Consider the following 18,436-nt stretch of genomic DNA (forward strand, 5'->3'; position numbering starts at 1 on the left):
AAATTCATTTGAGTATTTAGTCATAAAAAAACTGCACCTCCAAAAGTTGTTTTGTGTCCAACTTTTGGGGTGCAGTTCAATTTTAGTACAGTTCTTTTATCTTCATATTTATATATTATTTACTGATATCTTTCCAAGTACGTTCAAGTTCTTTAACGATTTCAGCATGTTTTTCTTCAGTAAGAGTAACTTTTGTTTTGTAAAGTAATGTTGCGATGAGCATGAATACGATTGGCACAGCAAACATGATTAATTCGAACATCATTTTATTGCTATCAGTAATGCTATCAGCTGTAGCTTTACCAGACATACCAACCCAAACAGCTGTGAAACCAACGATAGCACTTGTTACAGCACCGGATAATTTGTTAACTAATGGTCTGATGGAAAGGATAAGGGATTCATCACGGTGACCAATTTTTAACTGACCATATTCAACAGTATCTGTGATTGTCATTAATACTACTAAGAATACAAGTGGCTGTGGTAAGTTGAATAAACCAGCTGCGATTAATACTAATACAGAATTTGTACCAGCGAAAGCATAGATGAGCAATGCAACGATCATGATTACGATAGAATAGAAGAATAAGTTTCTTCTTTTGAATTTAGTTGTTAATACAGGGAATAAAGCAACTGCTAATAAACCAATGATAACGTTGATAATACCTAAGAAGGATAAATAAGTGGAATCACCTAAAATGTAAGCGAAATAGTACATCTGGAAGGAGTTTACTAAGTCCTGACCGAAGCAGAAGATAAGGAATGTAATAGCGATCCACATTAACTGGTCATTTTTACCTAAGATAGAGAATACTTCTTTGAAAGTTGTTTCTTTTTTGTTTTCACGAAGAGCGGAAGCTTGTTCTTTTGTACCAAGACCAAGGATAACAGCACCTAATAAAGATACACCGCCACCGATTAAAGCGAAAGCTAACCAACCATTAGCATCACCAACACCGCCGTTAGCGTCTTTGGAGAAGAATAATACGATAGGAATAACCATTACTGTTACGAGCTGAGCACCAAATACGGAACCAATACGAGCAAATGTTGCTGTAATTTCACGTTCTTTAGAGTCGAAGGACATTGCTGGAACCATGGACCAAATAGCAACGTCTTTTGCTGAATAGAAGATATCCATTACTAAGTATAAAATAGCAAAGATAATTAAGTAGAGTAATGGATTAGATGTTGTTAAACCACCTAAGTCAGTGAACAAAATTGCTAAGCTTAAAGCTGCTACGAAACCACCAACGATAACCCATGGTTTAAATCTACCCCATCTAGTGTTTGTTTTATCGATAGTGTTACCAATGAATGGGTCAATGAAAAGTTCTGCTACACGAATTACAAGAATTACTGTCATGATGATACCGATCATGTATTCATTATGACTTTGATCTTCTGTGTTGAAAAGATTACTTGTGATAAACATGATAAAGTATGTGCTAACCATCATATAGAAGATATCATGTCCGAAAGTACCGCAAGCATATGATATGCGTTGCATAAGTTTATTACCATTATTACCTGACATTTATAAGTCCTCCTAAATAAAATTATAAATATTTAATAAAAAAATTATTAACAAAACTTATGTAGATAACAGCATCTATGCTGTTACCCTTCTATATTCTTTAGTTCTTTTATTCTTGAACTTTATTAATATATTCAATGATAGCATCTGCTATTTTGTCTAAAGATGCATTGCTAGTATTTACAATTAAATCATAGTTAGAAGCTTCGCCCCATTTTTTACCTGTGTAATAATTGTAGTATCTAGCTCTTTTTTCATTTTCTTCGTTTAATTCTTTTAAAGTTTTACCTTCGTAAACTTCTTTACCTCTTTTTTCTCTATATTCATCGTCTGCACAAACGAAAATGGAGAAATGATTTGGCATATCTTCTAATACATAATCAGCACAACGACCTAAGATAACACATGCTCCATCATTAGCAAGTTTTCTTACTACACTAGCTTCAGATAAGAACATACCTCTGCTGGATTCGCCCATGCGAGTACCGAAAGAATGGAATGGCATGAATGTCAATGTCAATGGATGAACAGTATTTTCTAATTCTAATAAATCCTGTTCAGATAAATCATTGATACCTAATTTAGCTGCTGCTATATGAACAATCTGTCTATCATATAACTTTACATTTAGCTTTTTAGCTAAAATTTCAGCTAATTCACGACCACCGCAACCATACTGTCTACTAACCGTTATTACTGTGTTTTCCTTCATTAAAATCACCTACTCATTTATTTTATTATCAATATGAAATTGATAACGAGTTAATATTTCAAAATACCATATTTTTTATTTATAAATGCAATATTATATCAATAAATAAAACCATATGATTTTTTAGAAAATTCAATTTCATAAAATTGAAAACGGAAAACGTTTACACATTTTGTCAAAATACGAACTTATTTTATACATATCTTAAAGTTCTTGAACAAATGTTTTTTTATATTTTTACAAATTTTCATTTAACTCAGCTTCATTATATTATTCTCATCACTTAAAGTCAATATATATTTCTCAAAAAATTTTTATGTAACAAGCTGGAATTTAATAAAAATCTCAACATAAATACAAAAAACAAACGTTTACATCAACAAATTTACAATCTTGTTATGGTTTAATTATACCCATCTCCCTATATAAAGTCAATATACAATTTTCAAAAAATTATATAAAAAATTAAAATTAATTACAAAAAAAAAGATATGGTTCTAATATCGCTACTAGAACCATATCTTCTTATACTTTTTTCTTCCATTTACAAAAATAATTTTCTACCAAGTCTAAAAAACCAAACAAAAATAGACCTATTAAACTTAAAACTACAATACCTGCGTACATATCTAAATAATTTACACGAAGCCACGAATCCATTATAAAATATCCCATACCATATTTAGTGCCAAATGTCTCTGTAAAAAACAATACTGATATAGCTGTCCCCATTGCTACACGTAAAGATGTAATAAAATTTGGTAATACAGCTGGCCATAGTATATTTAAGAAAATTTGTCTAAAAGATGCACCTAAACTATATAAAGGAAAAAACATTTCTTTTGGTATAGTTTTTATACTATCGCGAATGGCAACTAACACTTGAAAAATCACAATCAAAAATATCATAATAACTTTTGGTAATTCTCCAATGCCAGCTAAAAGCATCAAGATAGGCAATAATGCAATCTTAGGAATAGGATATGTCAGATAAACAATAGGAGCTAAAATCTTATCACATTTTTTATAATATCCCATCATCACCGCTATCGGTACACCAATTATTATAGCTAAAAATACTCCTGCTATAATTCGCCAAAGACTATACAATGCATGAATAGCTATTGTTTGTGTAAAAATATTGCCCAATCTTTCCATTACCAAAACAGGCGAAGGAATAATTGGCAAATGTACGATTATAGATATAACATACCATAAAATAAGCAATAATATCATTGCAGGTAAATAAAAATACCATGATTTATCTTTCATTCTTACTACCTGCTTTCTTCAAATAATTTCTTATTTCTTTACTTAGTGAACTAAAGATTTCTCTATCACGAAAATTCTTATCACTAAATAAAGGATTATCGATTATTTTATAAATACCTCCAGGTGCACTAGTCATCACTATTATTTTTTGCCCTAAATATAAAGCTTCTTCTACATAATGCGTAACTAATATAGTAGAAACTTTCTGCTTCTGCCATAAATCAATGAATACATCTTGCATCTCTTCTCTTGTAATAGCATCTAAAGCAGAAAAAGGTTCATCCATTAATAATAAATCAGCTTTTAAAGCAAAAGCTCTAGCTAAACTTACGCGTTGTTGTTGACCACCACTTAAATTATTAGGATAGCGATTTAATAAATTACTTAATCCTAAATTATCTACTAAATTTTGAGGTAAACCTTGTTTAGCTTCTTTTTTTATTTTTAAACCTAATAAAATATTTTCTTTTACAGTAAGCCATGGCAATAATCCATAATTTTGAGGAATAAAACCTATAGTTTGTTTTTTAGGGGAAGGATTTTCGCCATTTATTTGCACTAAACCCTGATAATTTTTTTGTAGTCCTGCCAAAACATTCAATAAGGTAGATTTCCCACAACCAGAAGGACCAATCACTGCACAAGTTATCCCTGTTGGCAAATTTAAATTAATATCTTCTAATATATTTGTATCATCATATCTTACATAAAGTCTATCTACGGTAATCATTTCGTTAAAATATCACTTACTATATCTTCATAATTATATTTTTCAGTTATTAATTCTTTTTTATTGAGCCAATTTATAGATTTATCCCAATCAGATTTTTCTGGTAATGCAGCTTTCATGTATTTTGGCATAACTAAAGCATCTTTAGTTGCTGGTGGTAATCCTGCTGTTTCAATAACTAAATCCATATATTCTTCTTGAGGTGTAGAATTTAAATATTCTATAGCTTTATCATAAGCTCTATACATAGCTTTTATAGCTTCTTTTTTATTTTCTACGCTATCATTTGTAAATACCATTACGCCTGGATTTATTTTCATAGCTTCAGAAGAATTTACTAAATAACTGCCATTTTTTACAGCGATACTGCCCATAGGTTCAGGAAGTACTGCACCATCTAATTTACCATTTTGTAACATTTCTAATCTTGTAGGTATCTGTGGAATTACTGTCTTATTGATATCTGCTTCAGTCATATTGTTTTGTGCAAGCATTTCATCTAAAACAAATTCAATAATAGTATTTTTAGATACGGATATATTCTGACCTTTCATTTCCGCTAAAGATTTAGCAGTATTGCCAGTACCTGCAATTAAACAGTAATTGCCATTAGTAGAAGAAGTTATTTTTACATCAAATCCTCCAGCTTTAGCAAATCCTGCTGCTAGCATATCAGATACGCCACCATCTAAATTGCCACTTTGAAGGGCACTATCTCTATCCATAGCACTTTTAAAATGCTGTAGCTCTACGTCTACACCTTCTTCTTTAAAATAGCCTTTTTCTTGAGCAATAATAAATGGTATGGAATCAATGTCTGGCATCAATCCAATTTTTAAAGTTTCTGTTTTTGTATTATCTGCTACTTCTTTTTCATCTGTAGTTGAACCACAAGCTGTGCATAGCATAGATAAAATACAAATTGCTACTAATAATAATTTTTTCAAAGCATTCATTCCTTTCTTATATAATATATGCATATGCTTAACTATTTAATTAATCCTTTTATATCATATAAAAAAAACTTAATTCATGCAATAAAAAACTGACGCTAATAAATAGCGTCAGTTTTATTTTATCAGCACGAAATATTATTTACCTGCTAATTTTTTATATCCTTCAAGACGTTCTTTTGCATCTTTTTCTGTTTTTGCAAATAATTCATCTGCAATTTCAGGGAATGCACGTTTTAAGGATGTATAACGAACTTCACCTTGAATAAATTCTTGGAAGTTTCCTGTTGGTTCTTTAGAGTCTAAGCTGAATGGATTTTTATCTGTGCCACGTAATTCAGGATTATAACGATAAGTAGCCCAGTAACCAGCTTCAACAGCACGTTTAGTTTCAAGTTGGCTCTTACCCATACCTGCACGTAAACCATGGTTGATACATGGAGCATATGCAATGATAAGAGATGGTCCTTTGTAAGCTTCTGCTTCAGCAATAGCTTTTAAAGTTTGGTTTTTATCGTAACCCATAGCAATCTGTGCTACATATACATAACCATAGCTCATTGCCATCATGCCGATATCTTTTTTCTTAGTACGTTTACCAGTAGCGGCAAATTGAGCAATAGCAGCAGCTGGAGTAGCTTTAGAGGACTGTCCACCAGTATTTGAGTAAACTTCTGTATCGAGAATTAATACGTTAACATCTTCACCAGAAGCAAGTACATGGTCAAGACCGCCATAACCGATATCATAACCCCAACCGTCACCACCAATGATCCATTGGGAACGTTTTACAAAGAAATCTTTTTTATCATAGATTTCATTTAAGAGTGCATTATCGCCTTTTTCTACTTCAAGAAGTTCAGTCAATTTTTCAGCGCGTTCACGGCTGCCTTCACCTTCATTGATGTTAGCTTGCCAATCAGCAAATGTAGCTTTGAGTTCATCACTGCCAAGACCTTCTTCTAAAGCTTGAGTGATTTTTGAAGATAATGTTTCACGAACAGCTTTTGTTCCAAGGAACATACCTAAACCATATTCTGCGTTATCTTCAAATAAGGAGTTAGCCCAAGCAGGACCTTGTCCTTTATGGTTTTTAGTGTATGGCATAGATGGTGCAGAACCGCCCCAAATAGAAGAACAGCCTGTAGCATTAGCTACCATCATACGATCACCAAAAAGCTGAGTGATGAGTTTTACATATGGAGTTTCACCACAACCAGCACAAGCACCGGAGAATTCTAAGAGTGGTTGTTCGAACTGACTACCTTTGAGAGTAGTTTTCTTCATAGGATTTTTCTTAGGTGCAACTTTTGTAGCATCAACAGCATAATCAAATTCAGCTTGTTTTGCAAGTTGAGTTGCAATAGGTTTCATAGCAAGAGCAGAACCTTTTGGAGCTGGACAAATATCAGCACAGTTACCGCAACCTGCACAATCTTTTGCAGAAATAGTGATTGCAAAATTTAAGCCTTTAGCACCAAGAGCTGGTTTGGATTTCATTGTTTCTGGAGCATTAGCTACTTCTTCATCTGTCATAAGTACTGGACGAATTGCAGCATGTGGACATACGAAGGAGCATTGGTTACACTGAATACATTTATCAATATCCCATTCTGGAACATTAATAGCGATACCGCGTTTTTCATAAGCAGCAGTACCTACTGGGAATGTACCATCTTCAATACCTTTGAAAGCACTTACAGGAAGTTTATCGCCTTCTTGACGGTTCATTGGATTTTGGATATTTTTAATGAAATCAGGAATATTAGCATTTGCATCATCAGCATCTTTAGCATCTTTCCAAGAAGCTGGAACTTCTACTTTATGAAGAGCTTCGATACCTTTGTCGATAGCGCCATTATTCATATCAACGATATGTTGACCTTTTTTACCATAAGAAGTAACAACTGCATCTTTAAGATATTTAACAGCTTCATCAATAGGAATGATATTTGCAAGTTTAAAGAATGCAGACTGCATAACCATGTTAAAGCGACCGCCAAGACCGAGTTCTTGAGCAATTTTAACAGCGTTTACAGTGTAGAAGTTAATATTATTTTCTGCAATATAACGTTTCATATATGCAGGGAGTTTTTCTGTTAATTCTTCATCAGTCCAAAGTGTATTTAATAAGAATGTACCATTTGGTTTTAAACCAGCAAGTAAATCATATTTATCTACATAAGACTGTTGAGAACAGGAAATGAAGTTTGCTTTATTGATGAGATATGGAGACATAATTGGTTTTTTACCAAAACGCAAGTGAGACATTGTTACCCCACCAGATTTTTTGGAGTCATATGCAAAATATGCCTGTGCATACATATCTGTTTTATCGCCGATGATTTTAACAGCACTTTTATTTGCACCTACAGTACCATCAGAACCTAAGCCCCAGAATTTGCAAGCAGTTGTTCCTTCTGGTGTAAGGTCGATATCTTCATGATATTCTGGTAAAGAAGTGAAAGAAACATCATCATTGATACCAATAGTAAAGCCATTTTTAGGAGCATCTTTTTTGAGTTCATTATAAACTGCAAAGATTTGATCTGGAGTAACGTCTTTACCACCAAGACCATAACGACCACCAACGATTGTTGGACGTAAATCGCTATTATAAAGAGCGGACTGAATTTCAAGATATAAAGGTTCACCGATAGAACCAGCTTCTTTTGTACGGTCCATAACAGCAATTTTCTTAACAGTTTTTGGAAGTGCATTTAAGAAATGTTTTACAGAGAATGGTCTGTAAAGGTGAATGGATACAACACCGACTTTTTCGCCTTTTGCATTCAAGTAATCAACAACTTCCATAGCTGTATCACATAAAGAGCCCATAGCAATGATTACGCGATCAGCATTTGGATCACCATAGTAGTTGAATAATTGATAGTTACGACCTGTTAATTTATTGATTTCAGCCATAGCATCTTCAACCATCTGTGGAACAGCTTCATAATAAGGATTTGCAGATTCTTGACCTTGGAAATAAATATCAGGGTTTTGGCTAGTACCACGAATTACTGGATGATCTGGATTTAAAGCATTATGACGGAATTTATTTACAGCTTCCCAATCAAGCATTTTGCCTAAATCTTCATAATCTAAAACTTCGATTTTTTGAATTTCATGAGAAGTTCTAAAACCATCAAAGAAGTTTACAAATGGTACACGACTTTTGATAGCTACAAGGTGAGCAATAGCACTTAAGTCCATAACTTCTTGAACACTAGCTTCAGCAAGCATAGCGCAACCAGTTTGACGAACTGCCATAACATCACGTTGGTCACCAAAAATATTAAGAGAAGATGTTGCAAGAGCACGAGCACTTACATGGAATACACCTGGGAGCAATTCACCAGCAATCTTATACATATTAGGAATCATTAATAAAAGACCCTGAGAAGCAGTATAAGTAGTAGTTAATGCACCAGCCTGGAGAGAACCATGTACTGTACCAGCAGCACCTGCTTCAGATTGCATTTCTACAACACGTACTTTTTGACCGAAAAGGTTTTTCTTACCTTTTGCTGCCATTTCATCTACAACTTCTGCCATTGGAGATGATGGAGTAATTGGATAAATAGCTGCTACATCTGTAAATGCATAAGATATATACGCCGCAGCAGTATTACCATCCATAGTTTTCATATGTTTGCTCATATTTTCAAATAAGCTCCCTTCTATATATATATACCCTTTTATAGGCATTTTAAACTATAACACATATTTATGATACAACTTTTTATAATATTTTTCAACTATGAATATACCTTTTATATCTATAATTTATCAGTGGTAAATCCATACTCATATAGAAAATTTTATAAACTATTATCATCTATAAGTTTCAATTCTTCACTGGAAAATGCTATATTGTTCATTGCTTCTAAATTCATTAAAATCTGTTCTGGCTTTGATGCACCTATCAAAACACTTGTAACTATGTTATCTTTTAAAATCCAAGCCAATGCCATCTGAGCTAAACTTTGACCACGCTGTTTTGCTATTTCATTTAAATTAGCAATCTGCATTAATTTTTTTTCTGTCAAAATTTCAGCTTTCAAAAATCTTCCATCAGTTTTTATGCGACTATCTTCAGGAATACCTTTCAAATATCTATTTGTCAACAATCCTTGTGCTAATGGGCTAAAAGCTATAATACCTTTATTTAATTTATGTGCCATTTCCTTCAAGCCATTGTTTTCAATAGTTCTATCGAAAATGGAATAACGATTTTGATTGATGATAAATGGACAATGCATTTGAGTTAAAATCTCACTAGCTTTTGCCAAAGTTTCACCATCATAATTTGATAAACCTACATATAAAGCTTTTCCACTTTGTACTATTTGATTTAATGCTCCCATAGTTTCTTCAAGTGGAGTGTCTTTATCCATGCGATGATGATAAAAAATATCTACATACTCAAGACCCATGCGTTTTAAACTTTGGTCTAAACTAGCAATCAAATATTTTCTACTGCCCCAGTTGCCATAAGGGCCTTCCCACATATCATAGCCAGCTTTTGTACTGATTAATAATTCATCACGGTATTTTTTCAAATCTTGTTTTAAAATTCTACCAAAATTTATTTCTGCACTACCATAAGGAGGGCCATAATTATTTGCCAAATCAAAATGAGTTATGCCATTATCAAAAGCAGTGAAACAAAGTTTTTGCATAGTTTTAAAATCATTGTTATCACCAAAATTATGCCAAAGTCCCAAAGATACTCTTGGCAATTTCAAACCGCTTTTACCACATCTAGCATATTCTAACTTATTATATCTGTCTTTGTCTGCTATATACATGAAAAACGCCCCTTTACTTTTAGTCAATATCTTTTTTATAATTATCATAATACTAATTCAAGTACGCTTTAAGTCAAGATATTACTATGATAAAGGGGCTTTATTATGGATAAACAATATTCAATTCGTGAAGTATCAGCCAAATTCAATCTGCCAGCTTCCACGCTTCGCTATTATGAAGAAGTAGGCATTTTAACTGATATTCCTCGCAATTCATCAGGAAAACGCATTTATTTAGAAAAACATATCAATCGTTTAAAAACTATCTGCTGTTTTAAAAATACTGGTATGAGTATCGCTCAACTACAAGAATTTTTTCAATATGAGCAGCAAGAGCCTTCACATATTGATGATATTTTAAAATTATTGACCAATCAAAAAAATCATATTCTAGCACAATTAGCAAAAATGCAACACGATTATAAGCATATTCAAAAAAAATTAGCTTATTATCAAGCTATGAAAACAGCTGTGGATAATCATACTGCTCTACCTAATTGGCAAGATTATAAATGCGATAATTGAAATATAAGCTATAATAATTTAACTAGAAATTTTTCCTTAAATTATTATAGCTTTTTTATTTATAATTTAACTTTCATAGTTTCAGGATTGCACAATTGCATAGGTGTGCCTTCTTTTACTATATTAAAACCTAATTTTTGATAAAAACTAACATTTTTCTTTTCATCAGGCATCAATTCAATATAAAGATAATCTTTATATTTATTTTTTATCATCTCTACTAAATTGCTGGCAATACCTTTACCTTGATATTTAGGATTTACTAATACATAGTGAATATATGCTGTAAATATGCCATCATCTAAAGCTCTAGCTAAGCCTACTAATTTATTATTTTCCCACGCAGTAAATACCGTTGGCGAATTAATTAATGCTGTATATAATTTATCAGGATTACTAGCCGATAATTGCCAATCAACAGATAAAAACAATTCTATTATATTTTCTTTCGTAAAATCTTTTTCATCTTTATAAATGATTTCCATAAAATCAAAATCCCTACATCATTCTTTGACTAAAAATTTTTGTACAGCACTGCCATTTAAATAATTACATAGACGACCTTGATAAAGATTTTTTTCTTCCATTTCTTTTACAATTTCATCACGAATTTTCCACCAACCTGTCTGCCAATTACTAAATAAAGTATTTTCAGCTGGCGCTCTACCAATTAATCGCTGTAAAACAATATTTGGAGATAAATGTTCTAAGAAATCAATTACTCTTTGTTTATAATGCTCACAGGAGATAATTTCAAATTCTTTATTTTCATATTGCTGAGCCATTTTTGTATTTTTTACGATATAAAGTGCATGTAATTTCACCTGATCAACGCCGAGTGCAGAAATCACTCTAGCAGTTTCAATCATATCTTTATCATCGTCCCATGGTAAATCTAAAATCACATGAGTACAACATAATAATCCATAACGCTTTATACGCAATACTGCATCAATATATTCTGCCAAACCATGACCGCGATTTATTTTTTCTAAAGTCTTATAATTTATTGTTTGTAAACCTAATTCTACACAAATATCAATATTTTTTTCTTTAGCAATTCTAGCTAAGATTTCTAAATAAACATCATTTATGCAATCTGGTCTTGTCGCTATATAAATAGCCACTATATCATCACTAGCACATGCTTCTAATACATATTTTTCTAATTGTTCTGGTGGCATATACGTATTACTGAAATTTTGGAAATACGGTATGAATTTTTTTGCCTTATACTTAGGCACTATATGAGCCTTATTCATGCGAATTTGTTCTGTTACAGATAATTCTGGTGGTAAATTTTCATAACCTGCACCGATGCTACCACAAAAAGTACAGCCAAATTTCCCACATGAACCATCACGATTAGGGCAAGTAAGTGGTAACCCTATAGGCAATTTATAAACTTTCTCGCCATAACGCTGTTTTAAATAATCGGAAAAAGCATAATATATCATTATAAATTTATATCTCCTTGTTTTATTTCTTGATAAAATACTCCACCATCTTCATAGGCAAAAATCATTGCATTTTCTTTTGCTTTTATTTGACATGATTTCGCTTCATTCATATCATAGGCAAAAACTTCTATCGAAAATTTCTTTTTCAAATCGCGCCATGATTTAAATTGATAATTATTAATATAAGCTAGTGCTTTTTCACTCATATAAAAATCATCTGTTACTTTTTTATCTACTTCTTTCCATGGCAACATATCTATTTTTATCTTACCTTTATCTGTCAATAAAGCATCAAATTTCAATACATTATAAATATATTCTTTATCTTTTATCTTAGAATTTTGCTCAATAAAATCATATAAAAATACATATAAATTCTTAGGAGCGTGTGGTGCTAAATGCAATTTTTTAGCTTGCCAATATTGAGCAAAGTCAGCAAAAAATGTATAGGCATCTTGATTATATTGTTTGATTAAATTAATAATCGTATATTTAAAACGACCAGCATTATAATATAATTCCAATACATCTACAAAAATCTGTAATTTTCGCATAGTGGCATAATCCATATATTTATTGCTTATTACTTGATATGGTGCTTGTGGCATATATACATAATCATGCTCTTGTATTAAATCATTCATTGCTGCACCTTTTAATAATTTCAAAAAGCCCACTTGAAGCATATCCGCTTGCAATAAATATACATCATTAAAAGATTTTGCAAAAGAAGTAATATCTTCATAAGGAAGACCAATAATTAAATCCACATGCAGATGAATATTTCCATAAGCCATGATAGATTTTATATTATTTGTCATTTCTTCCCATGGATTTGCCCTACTTATCTGACCTAAAGTTTTTAAATTCGTAGATTGAATACCTATTTCAAATTGTACTCTACCCTTTGGCATTTTCTTAAGTACAGCCTTGATTTCATCATCAATATGGTGAGCTACTATTTCAAAATGAAAATTAGTTCTACAATCTTGTTTAGCAATAAATTCTAAAATCGGTAAATAATGCTTTTTATCTGCATTAAAAGTTCTATCTACAAATTTTACCTGACGAACATTATGTTTTATAAAATAACTTAGTTCGGCAAAAACTTTATCTAAAGAGCGATATCTTACACCTTTAGTCGCACAAGATAGGCAATATTTACAAGAATAAGGACAACCTCTTGAACTTTCATAATAAATTATCTTATCCTTTAAATTTTCGATATCATTATCATCATAAGGGAAAATTATTTCATCTAAATCACTTACAGTAACGGCAATATTCTCATCAATAGTATCATCACTATTTCTCTTTGCTATACCAGCGATTTTAATTTCTTCATTATTTTTTTCATCTAATAAAGCTTGCAATAAATCATGAAAAGCTTTTTCACCTTCGCCACGCACTACAAAATCCACCATAGGAAAATCCTGCATAAATTCTTTTGTAGCATATGAAACTTCTGGCCCGCCACAGATAATTTTACAATTTGGCAATAATCTATGCACAAGTGGCAACAATTGTTTCACTAATTCAATATTCCAGATATAACAAGAAATTCCCAATATATCTGGTCTAGCATCAAATATCTGATTAGCAATATCAATCAAATGATTATTTATAGATACTTCTAGCATCTCTATATCACAAGATAAATCTTGACAATTTTTGTATATATAGCGAATTGCCAAAGATGAATGTATATATTTTGCATTTATCGCTGTCAATAAAACTTTCATAAAAACTCCTCTTAACTTAATCTCTTATTTTTATCATCTTATTATTAAAATCTCATATCATAAAATAATACCTATATTATTATATATGTACAATGTATTTTTAGCAAAAACTAATGCAAGCCACTATTATTAATGATATAATAGCACTGTTACAATAATTTAGTAACTCTATAAAATTAATAAGGGGAAGTATAAATGAAACTCGTTATAACTGTTATCGGAAAAGACCGTGTAGGCATCATTGCCACTGTAAGTAATGTTCTTGCTGAAAACAAAGTAAATATTATCAGCATCAACCAAAATATTATGAATGGCTTTTTCAATATGGTTCTAATTGCTGAAATGACTGACAAAAACATTAAATTACAGGATTTACAAAAACTCCTCAAAGAAAAAGGTGCTCAGCTTAACGTAGATATCAAAGCTCAACATGAAGATATCTTCAATGCTATGCATACAATCGGCTAATTTTAAATATTCTTTATTAATTAACTGAAGAATTTAGGAGGAACTTTTGTGATTACTATTAATGATATTTTAGAAACTAATCGTATGATAACAGAAAATAAATTAGATGTTCGTACGATTACATTAGGACTTAGTCTTCGTGATTGTGCTCACCCTAATTTAAAACAATTTTGTGATAATGTTTATGACAAAATCACAAAATCTGGTGAATTCTTAGTAAAAACCGGTGAAGATATTTCTAGTGAATATGGTATTCCCATTATTAATAAACGTGTTTCTGTAACTCCTATTGCTATTGCTGCTGAAGCCTGCAAGACAGATACTTATGTTCCTGTTGCTGAAGCAATGGATAGAGCTGCTAAAGAAATTGGTATTGATTTCATCGGCGGTTTTTCTGCTCTTGTTGAAAAAGGTTATACAAATGGTGATAGAATTCTCATCAATTCCATTCCACAAGCTTTAGCTACTACAGACTTAGTTTGCTCTTCTGTAAATCTAGGTTCTACAAAAGCAGGTATCAATATGGACTGCGTTCGTGAAATGGGTGAAGTAGTAAAACGCACTGCTGAACTTACTCGCGACCGTGAAGCTATTGGTTGTGCTAAACTCGTTATCTTCTCTAATGCTCCTGGAGATAATCCATTTATGGCTGGTGCTTTCCATGGTGTTAGTGAAGCTGAAAAAGTAGTAAGCGTTGGCGTAAGTGGCCCTGGTGTTGTAAAACATGCTCTTGAAGATTTAAAAGGTGCAGATTTTACACAAGTTGCTGAAACAATTAAAAAGACTGCATTCAAAATCACTCGTGTAGGTCAATTAGTAGCTAAAGAAGCTTCTCGTCGTCTTGGCGTACAATTTGGTATTATCGATTTATCCTTAGCACCAACTCCTGCTGTTGGTGATAGTGTTGCTCATATCTTAGAAGAAATGGGTCTTGAATCTTGTGGTGCTCCAGGTACAACAGCAGCTCTTGCTTTATTAAATGACGCTGTAAAAAAAGGTGGCTTAATGGCTTCCTCTCATGTTGGTGGTTTAAGTGGTGCTTTCATTCCAGTAAGTGAAGACGCTGGTATGATTGATGCTGTAAGCTGTGGAAGTCTTTCTATTGAAAAATTAGAAGCTATGACATGCGTTTGCTCTGTAGGTCTTGATATGATCGCTATCGCAGGAGATACTCCATCTGCTACAATCTCTGGTATCATCGCAGATGAAGCTGCTATCGGTATGATTAATAATAAAACTACTGCCGTTCGTGTTATTCCTGTTCCTGGTAAAAAAGTTGGCGATACTGTTAACTTTGGTGGTTTACTCGGTCATTGCCCTATTATTAAAGTTCGCAGTGAATATAGTTCTGATGCATTTATTGCTCGTGGTGGTCGTATTCCTGCACCTGTACGTAGCTTAACAAATTAATTTAAAAAAATTTTAAAAAAGTTGTTGACAAACACGTAATATATAGATATAATATTAAATGTTCTCAAGGAACGCGCCCATAGCTCAGCTGGATAGAGCACACGCCTTCTAAGCGTGCGGTCGCAGGTTCGAATCCTGCTGGACGCACCACTTTGAAATCAGAGCCTTAGCAATAGCTAAGGCTTTTTTGTTATCTAAATATAAAATTTTAATTCATAAATAAAAAGAGACTCTATAAATTTTTTATCATTTATAAAGTCTCTTATTTTTTTATTTAACTTCAATCATCATAGCACGAACTACATTTGGTATATCATATTTTCTTTTCCCTGCACCTATACCAATTTTCTTTATGATAAATTCTTCTGGCAATTTATCTTCTGTTTGAATACCTGCAATAATAGCAGCCCCTGTTGGAGTAATTAATTCCCCTTTTATCTGTGTATAATGTAATCTTAAACCATGTTCTATAGCAATATTTACTACAGCTGGCACAGGAATAGGAATTTGACCATGTTGACAACGCACAAAGCCTTGACCTTCATATATCTTTGGACAAACAACTCTATCTATATTTAATTTATCTATACATACAGCAGCAGCTACTATATCTACTATTGAATCCACTGCTCCTACTTCATGGAAATGAACTTCATCAATACTTACACCATGAGCTTTTGCTTCTGCATTAGCAATAATATTAAAAATTCTTATTGCTATTTCTTTTGCTCTATCTGTTATTTGTGATTTATTAATTATTTCTACAATTTCTTTTAAACCACGATGTTCATGGTGATGATGATGTTCATGACTATGATTATGGTGATGAGCCTCATGATGTTTACTATGTAAGTAATTCATATCATGGTCATGATTATCTATATCCAAAATTACATTAAAATCACAAGCCTCAAGTGCCATTTTTTTCACACGGCTAATTTCTATTTTATAACCATCTAGTGGTAATGTTTGTAAATTTTCCATTAAATAATTTTTATCTACACCTAAATCTAATAACGAAGCTACAAACATATCTCCACTAATACCGGCATAACATTCTAAATACAATATATTATTCATAATCTAGCTCCTTTGTCTTCTATCTACATTATATATTAACTGTTAAACTTAACTTCATGTCAATAAAAAAATGAAAAAACCTACTATAATAATTTAAATAAATTTTAAATCATCATAATAGGCTTTTTTGTTATTTCATATAATTTTGTGCTTGCTCATTTAATTTTTCTATTACTTCTTTAGATAATAAACGTTCACCATAAGGATAAGCCACTCTATTTTCCTTATCTATATGTCTACGAAGTAAATAAACATAAGACATTGTATTTGTAACTATCGCTAATTTCAATTTTACTGTAGGATCTTTTTGATACGCTTTCAACGCATTTTCCAATTCCCATACATATAATCTAGCTAAATTATGTTCTACAATCATACCATGATTTACTAAATTATTTGCCATCTCATCTTTCGTTTCAAGCATAGCTTTGAATAAAAGTTCTTCTTCTTTTTGATGATGAGTTTTATCTGCATATACACGGATAAATTCTATAGCTTTTGTATATTCTTCAATAGATATTTCATTTTTTTCCATCAAATCTATTGCCATAATTTCAAATTTATCTACAAATTTACTGATATTATCATGTTCTTCTCTTAAAATTTCAAATATATTCATCAAATAGCCTCTCCTAAATAACAAAAAATTTATACTCAATTAACAATCATCTAAATTTCATATATCATTATATAATAAATCATATTAAGCATATGTTGTTTTTCCAACATATTTTTAAAAACTTATAAAAAATTTCCATAGTATATACTAAATGATTATAATAAAATAAAGATTAGAGGTGATTTCATGTACAAACGTAAATATAAAGAAAAATTTCCTGTTATTGCCATTTGTTATGATTTTGATAAGACTTTATCACCTAAAGATATGCAAGCTCAAGGCTTTATTCAAGATATAGGCTATGATGTAAATAATTTCTGGGAAGAATCAAATGCTTTGGCAAAAGCCAACGATATGGATACAAATTTAGCTTATATGTATAAAATGGTAGAAAAATCTCAAGGAAATTTCCGTTTAGATAAAAAAATACTTGCTGATTATGGAGCCAAAGTTGAACTTTTTCCTGGCGTCAAAACATGGTTCAAACGCATTCGCGATTATGGCAAAAAACATAATATCATCATTGAGCATTATATTATCTCAAGTGGCTTAAAAGAGATGATTGAAGGTACTGTCATGGCTCAAGCTGGTGAATTTGAAAAAATCTATGCAAGCTCATTTTATTTTGATGATAATGGCATAGCCAAATGGCCCGCTCAAGCCGTCAATTATACAAATAAAACACAATTTCTCTTTCGCATTGAAAAAGGTTTTTTAGATATAAATGACCCTGCGGTAAACGATTCTATACCTGAAGAAAAAATTCGTGTGCCCTTTAGAAATATAGTCTATATTGGCGATAGTGAAACAGATATTCCTTGTATGAAACTAGTAAATAGCTATGGTGGTCATTCTATCTGCGTATATAATCCTCAATTATCTAATATGGATAAAGTCATTAAACTATTTACTGAAAATCGCATCAAATATTTTGCTCCTGCTGATTATAATGAAAATAGTAAACTTGACTTACTCATAAAAACAATTATTGATAAAACTGTTGCCTTTGAAAAATTAAATCAATGCTATTTAAACGATAAAAAAATATTAACTACAAAATAACTTAAAAATCTCTCTTTATAATATCTATTAAAAGAGAGATTTTATTTTT

The 18,436-nt window shown here is 31.5% G+C and carries 16 protein-coding genes and 1 tRNA gene; 5 read left to right on the plus strand and 12 right to left on the minus strand.

Annotated features, from left to right (window positions below; genetic code table 11):
• Window positions 1-115 precede the first annotated feature (115 nt).
• The 7 genes from AC5LAX_RS09345 to mgrA form a co-directional block, all read right to left on the minus strand.
• Window positions 116-1,540: a glycoside-pentoside-hexuronide (GPH):cation symporter gene (locus tag AC5LAX_RS09345; RefSeq protein ID WP_117584908.1), complete on the minus strand. Its 1,425-nt coding sequence runs from the start codon at window positions 1,538-1,540 to the stop codon at window positions 116-118.
• A gap of 109 nt (window positions 1,541-1,649) precedes the next feature.
• The gene (locus tag AC5LAX_RS09350; RefSeq protein ID WP_018998896.1) at window positions 1,650-2,252 is read right to left on the minus strand and encodes a cytidylate kinase-like family protein; all 603 of its coding nucleotides are present in this window, start codon (window positions 2,250-2,252) and stop codon (window positions 1,650-1,652) included.
• Between the two features lie 525 nt (window positions 2,253-2,777).
• Complete coding sequence (locus tag AC5LAX_RS09355) at window positions 2,778-3,524, minus strand: ABC transporter permease (RefSeq protein ID WP_288908933.1); 747 nt, start codon at window positions 3,522-3,524, stop codon at window positions 2,778-2,780.
• On the minus strand, window positions 3,514-4,254 hold the full coding sequence (locus AC5LAX_RS09360) for an ABC transporter ATP-binding protein (protein WP_018998898.1): 741 nt from the start codon (window positions 4,252-4,254) through the stop codon (window positions 3,514-3,516). The genes AC5LAX_RS09355 and AC5LAX_RS09360 overlap by 11 nt, the downstream gene beginning before the upstream one ends.
• The gene (locus AC5LAX_RS09365; protein ID WP_288908934.1) at window positions 4,251-5,201 is read right to left on the minus strand and encodes an ABC transporter substrate-binding protein; all 951 of its coding nucleotides are present in this window, start codon (window positions 5,199-5,201) and stop codon (window positions 4,251-4,253) included. The genes AC5LAX_RS09360 and AC5LAX_RS09365 overlap by 4 nt, the downstream gene beginning before the upstream one ends.
• 144 nt (window positions 5,202-5,345) lie before the next feature.
• Complete coding sequence (gene nifJ / locus AC5LAX_RS09370) at window positions 5,346-8,870, minus strand: pyruvate:ferredoxin (flavodoxin) oxidoreductase (RefSeq protein ID WP_288908935.1); 3,525 nt, start codon at window positions 8,868-8,870, stop codon at window positions 5,346-5,348.
• A 161-nt stretch (window positions 8,871-9,031) separates the two neighbouring features.
• Complete coding sequence (gene mgrA / locus AC5LAX_RS09375) at window positions 9,032-10,021, minus strand: L-glyceraldehyde 3-phosphate reductase (RefSeq protein WP_288908936.1); 990 nt, start codon at window positions 10,019-10,021, stop codon at window positions 9,032-9,034.
• 105 nt (window positions 10,022-10,126) lie between these two features.
• Between mgrA and AC5LAX_RS09380 the strand changes: the two genes are divergently transcribed.
• Window positions 10,127-10,546 carry a MerR family transcriptional regulator gene (locus tag AC5LAX_RS09380; protein ID WP_115151298.1) on the plus strand — a complete coding sequence of 140 codons (420 nt, stop codon included), beginning with the start codon at window positions 10,127-10,129 and terminating at the stop codon, window positions 10,544-10,546.
• A gap of 59 nt (window positions 10,547-10,605) precedes the next feature.
• On the opposite strand, the gene AC5LAX_RS09385 is transcribed toward AC5LAX_RS09380, so the two are convergent.
• Genes AC5LAX_RS09385 through AC5LAX_RS09395 form a run of 3 tightly spaced genes read right to left on the minus strand, consistent with a single transcriptional unit; the run spans window position 10,606 to window position 13,748 of the window.
• Window positions 10,606-11,031 carry a GNAT family N-acetyltransferase gene (locus tag AC5LAX_RS09385; RefSeq protein ID WP_288908938.1) on the minus strand — a complete coding sequence of 142 codons (426 nt, stop codon included), beginning with the start codon at window positions 11,029-11,031 and terminating at the stop codon, window positions 10,606-10,608.
• An 18-nt stretch (window positions 11,032-11,049) separates the two neighbouring features.
• The gene (gene mnmL / locus AC5LAX_RS09390; protein WP_008538173.1) at window positions 11,050-12,003 is read right to left on the minus strand and encodes a tRNA modification radical SAM protein MnmL/YtqA; all 954 of its coding nucleotides are present in this window, start codon (window positions 12,001-12,003) and stop codon (window positions 11,050-11,052) included.
• On the minus strand, window positions 12,003-13,748 hold the full coding sequence (locus AC5LAX_RS09395) for a B12-binding domain-containing radical SAM protein (RefSeq protein WP_282927680.1): 1,746 nt from the start codon (window positions 13,746-13,748) through the stop codon (window positions 12,003-12,005). The genes mnmL and AC5LAX_RS09395 overlap by 1 nt, the downstream gene beginning before the upstream one ends.
• 195 nt (window positions 13,749-13,943) lie before the next feature.
• Here AC5LAX_RS09395 and AC5LAX_RS09400 point away from each other — a divergent pair, with 195 nt between their 5' ends.
• The 3 genes from AC5LAX_RS09400 to AC5LAX_RS09410 all read left to right on the plus strand — a co-directional run bounded on the left by AC5LAX_RS09400 (window position 13,944) and on the right by AC5LAX_RS09410 (window position 15,776).
• Window positions 13,944-14,216: an ACT domain-containing protein gene (locus AC5LAX_RS09400; RefSeq protein WP_008538176.1), complete on the plus strand. Its 273-nt coding sequence runs from the start codon at window positions 13,944-13,946 to the stop codon at window positions 14,214-14,216.
• A 48-nt stretch (window positions 14,217-14,264) separates the two neighbouring features.
• Window positions 14,265-15,626, plus strand: a complete 1,362-nt coding sequence (locus tag AC5LAX_RS09405; protein ID WP_204920775.1) for a PFL family protein — start codon at window positions 14,265-14,267, stop codon at window positions 15,624-15,626.
• A gap of 73 nt (window positions 15,627-15,699) precedes the next feature.
• A tRNA-Arg gene (locus AC5LAX_RS09410) sits at window positions 15,700-15,776 on the plus strand.
• Window positions 15,777-15,896: 120 nt separating this feature from the next.
• Here AC5LAX_RS09410 and larC read toward each other — a convergent pair.
• Together larC and AC5LAX_RS09420 are read right to left on the minus strand one after the other, a co-directional pair.
• Window positions 15,897-16,706 carry a nickel pincer cofactor biosynthesis protein LarC gene (gene larC, locus AC5LAX_RS09415; RefSeq protein ID WP_288908941.1) on the minus strand — a complete coding sequence of 270 codons (810 nt, stop codon included), beginning with the start codon at window positions 16,704-16,706 and terminating at the stop codon, window positions 15,897-15,899.
• Between the two features lie 130 nt (window positions 16,707-16,836).
• Window positions 16,837-17,325 carry a hemerythrin domain-containing protein gene (locus AC5LAX_RS09420; RefSeq protein ID WP_204922738.1) on the minus strand — a complete coding sequence of 163 codons (489 nt, stop codon included), beginning with the start codon at window positions 17,323-17,325 and terminating at the stop codon, window positions 16,837-16,839.
• A gap of 186 nt (window positions 17,326-17,511) precedes the next feature.
• On the opposite strand from AC5LAX_RS09420, the gene AC5LAX_RS09425 reads away from it, so the two are divergent.
• On the plus strand, window positions 17,512-18,387 hold the full coding sequence (locus tag AC5LAX_RS09425) for an HAD family hydrolase (RefSeq protein WP_167625273.1): 876 nt from the start codon (window positions 17,512-17,514) through the stop codon (window positions 18,385-18,387).
• The last annotated feature ends 49 nt before the right edge of the window (window positions 18,388-18,436 follow it).

The sequence above is a fragment of the Megamonas sp. genome, assembly GCF_986095205.1.

Bases quoted from the DNA above. Each gene is read 5' to 3' on its own strand.
- AC5LAX_RS09345 (WP_117584908.1), bottom strand. From the start codon at position 1,540: ATGTCAGGTAATAATGGTAATAAACTTATGCAACGCATATCATATGCT.
- AC5LAX_RS09350 (WP_018998896.1), bottom strand. From the start codon at position 2,252: ATGAAGGAAAACACAGTAATAACGGTTAGTAGACAGTATGGTTGCGGT.
- AC5LAX_RS09355 (WP_288908933.1), bottom strand. From the start codon at position 3,524: ATGAAAGATAAATCATGGTATTTTTATTTACCTGCAATGATATTATTG.
- AC5LAX_RS09360 (WP_018998898.1), bottom strand. From the start codon at position 4,254: ATGATTACCGTAGATAGACTTTATGTAAGATATGATGATACAAATATA.
- nifJ (WP_288908935.1), bottom strand. From the start codon at position 8,870: ATGAGCAAACATATGAAAACTATGGATGGTAATACTGCTGCGGCGTAT.
- mgrA (WP_288908936.1), bottom strand. From the start codon at position 10,021: ATGTATATAGCAGACAAAGACAGATATAATAAGTTAGAATATGCTAGA.
- AC5LAX_RS09380 (WP_115151298.1), top strand. From the start codon at position 10,127: ATGGATAAACAATATTCAATTCGTGAAGTATCAGCCAAATTCAATCTG.
- AC5LAX_RS09385 (WP_288908938.1), bottom strand. From the start codon at position 11,031: ATGGAAATCATTTATAAAGATGAAAAAGATTTTACGAAAGAAAATATA.
- mnmL (WP_008538173.1), bottom strand. From the start codon at position 12,003: ATGATATATTATGCTTTTTCCGATTATTTAAAACAGCGTTATGGCGAG.
- AC5LAX_RS09395 (WP_282927680.1), bottom strand. From the start codon at position 13,748: ATGAAAGTTTTATTGACAGCGATAAATGCAAAATATATACATTCATCT.
- AC5LAX_RS09400 (WP_008538176.1), top strand. From the start codon at position 13,944: ATGAAACTCGTTATAACTGTTATCGGAAAAGACCGTGTAGGCATCATT.
- larC (WP_288908941.1), bottom strand. From the start codon at position 16,706: ATGAATAATATATTGTATTTAGAATGTTATGCCGGTATTAGTGGAGAT.
- AC5LAX_RS09420 (WP_204922738.1), bottom strand. From the start codon at position 17,325: ATGAATATATTTGAAATTTTAAGAGAAGAACATGATAATATCAGTAAA.
- AC5LAX_RS09425 (WP_167625273.1), top strand. From the start codon at position 17,512: ATGTACAAACGTAAATATAAAGAAAAATTTCCTGTTATTGCCATTTGT.